This is a genomic window from Microbacterium sp. JAI119, from assembly GCF_013410135.1.
In the GTDB taxonomy this organism is placed as follows: domain Bacteria; phylum Actinomycetota; class Actinomycetes; order Actinomycetales; family Microbacteriaceae; genus Microbacterium; species Microbacterium oxydans.
In genome coordinates, this window is sequence record NZ_JACCCK010000013.1 from 1 (window position 1) to 5385 (window position 5385).

The window sequence follows — 5385 nt, forward strand, 5'->3', positions numbered from 1 at the left end:
TAAAAGGAGTCCGGCGGTGTCCTACTCTCCCACAGGGTCCCCCCTGCAGTACCATCGGCGCTGTGAGGCTTAGCTTCCGGGTTCGGAATGTAACCGGGCGTTTCCCTCACGCTATGGCCGCCGAAACACTATTGATGTTTCAATCAAACACATAACAAAGTCATTGTTGTTATGCGGTTCTCGACCGTACATCGAGAACCACTCAGTGGACGCGTAGCACCAACAAACGGTGTGTTATCAAGTCATCGGCTTATTAGTACCAGTCAGCTGCATGCATTACTGCACTTCCACATCTGGCCTATCAACCCAGTAGTCTGGCTGGGAGCCTCTCACCCGAAGGTATGGAAATCTCATCTTGAGGCCGGCTTCCCGCTTAGATGCTTTCAGCGGTTATCCATCCCGAACGTAGCTAATCAGCGGTGCTCCTGGCGGAACAACTGACACACCAGAGGTTCGTCCAACCCGGTCCTCTCGTACTAGGGTCAGATCCTCTCAAATTTCCTACGCGCGCAGCGGATAGGGACCGAACTGTCTCACGACGTTCTAAACCCAGCTCGCGTACCGCTTTAATGGGCGAACAGCCCAACCCTTGGGACCTACTCCAGCCCCAGGATGCGACGAGCCGACATCGAGGTGCCAAACCATGCCGTCGATATGGACTCTTGGGCAAGATCAGCCTGTTATCCCCGAGGTACCTTTTATCCGTTGAGCGACAGCGCTTCCACAAGCCACTGCCGGATCACTAGTCCCGACTTTCGTCCCTGCTCGACCTGTCAGTCTCACAGTCAAGCTCCCTTGTGCACTTACACTCGACACCTGATTGCCAACCAGGTTGAGGGAACCTTTGGGCGCCTCCGTTACTTTTTGGGAGGCAACCGCCCCAGTTAAACTACCCACCAGGCACTGTCCCTGAACCGGATTACGGTTCGAAGTTAGATATCCAGAGTGACCAGAGTGGTATTTCAACAATGACTCCACACGAACTAGCGTCCATGCTTCAAAGTCTCCCACCTATCCTACACAAGCCACACCGAACACCAATACCAAGCTGTAGTAAAGGTCACGGGGTCTTTCCGTCCTGCTGCGCGTAACGAGCATCTTTACTCGTAATGCAATTTCGCCGAGTTCGCGGTTGAGACAGTTGGGAAGTCGTTACGCCATTCGTGCAGGTCGGAACTTACCCGACAAGGAATTTCGCTACCTTAGGATGGTTATAGTTACCACCGCCGTTTACTGGGGCTTAAATTCTCAGCTTCGCCTTGCGGCTAACCGGTCCTCTTAACCTTCCAGCACCGGGCAGGCGTCAGTCCGTATACATCGTCTTGCGACTTGGCACGGACCTGTGTTTTTAGTAAACAGTCGCTACCCACTAGTCTCTGCGGCCACCACACCCTTTTCGGAGTAAATCCGTATAAGTGGATGGCCCCCCTTCTCCCGAAGTTACGGGGGCATTTTGCCGAGTTCCTTAACCACGATTCTCTCGATCTCCTTGGTATTCTCTACCTGACCACCTGAGTCGGTTTGGGGTACGGGCGGCTAGAACCTCGCGTCGATGCTTTTCTTGGCAGCATAGGATCACCCACTTTTTATCCGCATCGTGTCTCAGCCTATGTGAATCGCGGATTTGCCTACGACTCGGCCTACGCACTTGCACCAGGACAACCATCGCCTGGCTTGGGCTACCTTCCTGCGTCACACCTGTTAATACGCTAACCGCACCAGAATGGGGTCGTGCGCTAGGCCCAGAGCGTCACCCCGAAGGGATCAGTCACTGGGATTCAGACACTTAGCACTACTGGATTAGCTTGGGCGGTTCTTCGCCGGTACGGGAATATCAACCCGTTGTCCATCGACTACGCCTGTCGGCCTCGCCTTAGGTCCCGACTTACCCAGGGAAGATTAGCTTGACCCTGGAACCCTTGGTCTTTCGGAGGACGTGTTTCTCACACGTCATTCGCTACTCATGCCTGCATTCTCACTCGTGTAGCCTCCACGGCTGGTTTACACCGCCGCTTCGCTGGCCACACGACGCTCTCCTACCCATCAACACGGCTGGACCACGAAGGCCTACCAATAATGTCAATGCCACAACTTCGGTGGCGTGCTTGAGCCCCGTTACATTGTCGGCGCGGAATCACTTGACCAGTGAGCTATTACGCACTCTTTCAAGGGTGGCTGCTTCTAAGCCAACCTCCTGGTTGTCACAGCAACTCCACATCCTTTCCCACTTAGCACGCGCTTTGGGACCTTAGTTGGTGGTCTGGGTTGTTTCCCTCTCGACTATGAAGCTTATCCCCCACAGTCTCACTGCTGCGCTCTCACTTACCGGCATTCGGAGTTTGGCTGACGTCAGTAACCTTGTAGGGCCCATCGGCCATCCAGTAGCTCTACCTCCGGCAAGAAACACGCAACGCTGCACCTAAATGCATTTCGGAGAGAACCAGCTATCACGAAGTTTGATTGGCCTTTCACCCCTATCCACAGCTCATCCCCTCAGTTTTCAACCTAAGTGGGTTCGGTCCTCCACACGCTCTTACACGTGCTTCAACCTGGCCATGGATAGATCACTTCGCTTCGGGTCTAGGACATGCGACTGAATCGCCCTATTCAGACTCGCTTTCGCTACGGCTACCCCACACGGGTTAACCTCGCCACATATCGCTAACTCGCAGGCTCATTCTTCAAAAGGCACGCTGTCACCCCTACTAAGGAGGCTCCAACGGTTTGTAAGCAAACGGTTTCAGGTACTATTTCACTCCCCTCCCGGGGTACTTTTCACCTTTCCCTCACGGTACTTGTCCGCTATCGGTCATCTGGGAGTATTTAGGCTTATCAGGTGGTCCTGACAGATTCACACGGGATTTCACGGGCCCCGTGCTACTTGGGATACTCTTCGCGCCAAGAGAGGCATTTCGACTACGGGGTTGGCACCCTCTATGACCGGCCTTTCAAGACCGTTCGTCTATACCTTCTTGTAACGCCGCCACCTCGGCAGAGATGACTGAAAAGTCCCACAACCCCCAACGTGCAACGCCTGCCGGCTATCACACACGCTAGGTTTAGCCTGATCCGGTTTCGCTCGCCACTACTAACGGAATCGCGGTTGCTTTCTCTTCCTGTGGGTACTGAGATGTTTCACTTCCCCACGTTCCCTCTACCCGCCCTATATATTCAGGCGGGAGTCACTAGGTCGGCACGCCGCCCAGCGGGGTTTCCCCATTCGGACACCCTCGGATCAAAACTTGCTTATCAGTTCCCCGAGGCTTATCGCAGATTGCTACGTCCTTCTTCGGCTCCAGATGCCAAGGCATCCACCGTTTGCTCTTAAAGACTTGAAATCACATGAGTTTGAATCAAAAACTCGACCCCACCCGAAGGCGGGATCTGAAATTGACTAATGATCTTTAAGATCATCTTGTGCAACAACCCGAAGGCTGTTGCAAGATGCTCGCGTCCACTGTGTAGTTCTCAAAGTACGGGCGGTGCCCCAATCCACAACCCCACAAACATGGAGAAACAGAAAGAGGCCCAGAGTAACCAAATGCTTCCAACCCCGAAAGGTCAAAGCGCATCCGGTCCCTCAGGACCCAACAGCGTGCAGGTGCGACATCCGTCACCCTCCCCGTTCCAACCACCGAAGCGGCGTACTGGAGAAGAACAACATCCCTCGCACCATGTCAAATGTTCCACCCATGAGCTCCCAGCGAAGAACGTATGCCTTCGATCTGGGTTCTGGACACCCGAAAGTGTCAGATGCTCCTTAGAAAGGAGGTGATCCAGCCGCACCTTCCGGTACGGCTACCTTGTTACGACTTAGTCCTAATTACCGATCCCACCTTCGACGGCTCCCTCCACAAGGGTTAGGCCACCGGCTTCAGGTGTTACCGACTTTCATGACTTGACGGGCGGTGTGTACAAGACCCGGGAACGTATTCACCGCAGCGTTGCTGATCTGCGATTACTAGCGACTCCGACTTCATGAGGTCGAGTTGCAGACCTCAATCCGAACTGGGACCGGCTTTTTGGGATTCGCTCCACCTCGCGGTATTGCAGCCCTTTGTACCGGCCATTGTAGCATGCGTGAAGCCCAAGACATAAGGGGCATGATGATTTGACGTCATCCCCACCTTCCTCCGAGTTGACCCCGGCAGTATCCCATGAGTTCCCACCATTACGTGCTGGCAACATAGAACGAGGGTTGCGCTCGTTGCGGGACTTAACCCAACATCTCACGACACGAGCTGACGACAACCATGCACCACCTGTTTACGAGTGTCCAAAGAGTTGACCATTTCTGGCCCGTTCTCGTATATGTCAAGCCTTGGTAAGGTTCTTCGCGTTGCATCGAATTAATCCGCATGCTCCGCCGCTTGTGCGGGTCCCCGTCAATTCCTTTGAGTTTTAGCCTTGCGGCCGTACTCCCCAGGCGGGGAACTTAATGCGTTAGCTGCGTCACGGAATCCGTGGAATGGACCCCACAACTAGTTCCCAACGTTTACGGGGTGGACTACCAGGGTATCTAAGCCTGTTTGCTCCCCACCCTTTCGCTCCTCAGCGTCAGTTACGGCCCAGAGATCTGCCTTCGCCATCGGTGTTCCTCCTGATATCTGCGCATTCCACCGCTACACCAGGAATTCCAATCTCCCCTACCGCACTCTAGTCTGCCCGTACCCACTGCAGGCCGGAGGTTGAGCCTCCGGATTTCACAGCAGACGCGACAAACCGCCTACGAGCTCTTTACGCCCAATAATTCCGGATAACGCTTGCGCCCTACGTATTACCGCGGCTGCTGGCACGTAGTTAGCCGGCGCTTTTTCTGCAGGTACCGTCACTTTCGCTTCTTCCCTGCTAAAAGAGGTTTACAACCCGAAGGCCGTCGTCCCTCACGCGGCGTTGCTGCATCAGGCTTGCGCCCATTGTGCAATATTCCCCACTGCTGCCTCCCGTAGGAGTCTGGGCCGTGTCTCAGTCCCAGTGTGGCCGGTCACCCTCTCAGGCCGGCTACCCGTCGACGCCTTGGTGAGCCATTACCTCACCAACAAGCTGATAGGCCGCGAGCCCATCCCCAACCGAAATTCTTTCCAGACGCAGACCATGCGGTCACGTCACATATCCAGTATTAGACGCCGTTTCCAGCGCTTATCCCAGAGTCAGGGGCAGGTTGCTCACGTGTTACTCACCCGTTCGCCACTGATCCCACAGAGCAAGCTCCGTGTTCACCGTTCGACTTGCATGTGTTAAGCACGCCGCCAGCGTTCATCCTGAGCCAGGATCAAACTCTCCGTAAAAAAGAAATGCATACCCCACCGGGAAAACGGTGACGCAGCGAGTTTGATGCTGACCAAAGAGACAAATTCATTGCTGACTTCATCCATTGCCAACCCC

Annotated in this window: 3 rRNA genes; all 3 read right to left on the bottom strand. The window is 54.5% G+C overall.

From position 1 onward, the window contains the following. Nucleotides 1-8 precede the first annotated feature (8 nt). A 5S ribosomal RNA gene (rrf, locus tag HDC31_RS19920) occupies nucleotides 9-125 on the bottom strand. A 108-nt stretch (nucleotides 126-233) separates the two neighbouring features. Further along, nucleotides 234-3338, bottom strand: a 23S ribosomal RNA gene (locus HDC31_RS19925). A 426-nt stretch (nucleotides 3339-3764) separates the two neighbouring features. Beyond that, a 16S ribosomal RNA gene (locus HDC31_RS19930) occupies nucleotides 3765-5288 on the bottom strand. Together the 16S, 23S and 5S rRNA genes form the textbook arrangement of a ribosomal RNA operon. Nucleotides 5289-5385 lie beyond the last annotated feature (97 nt).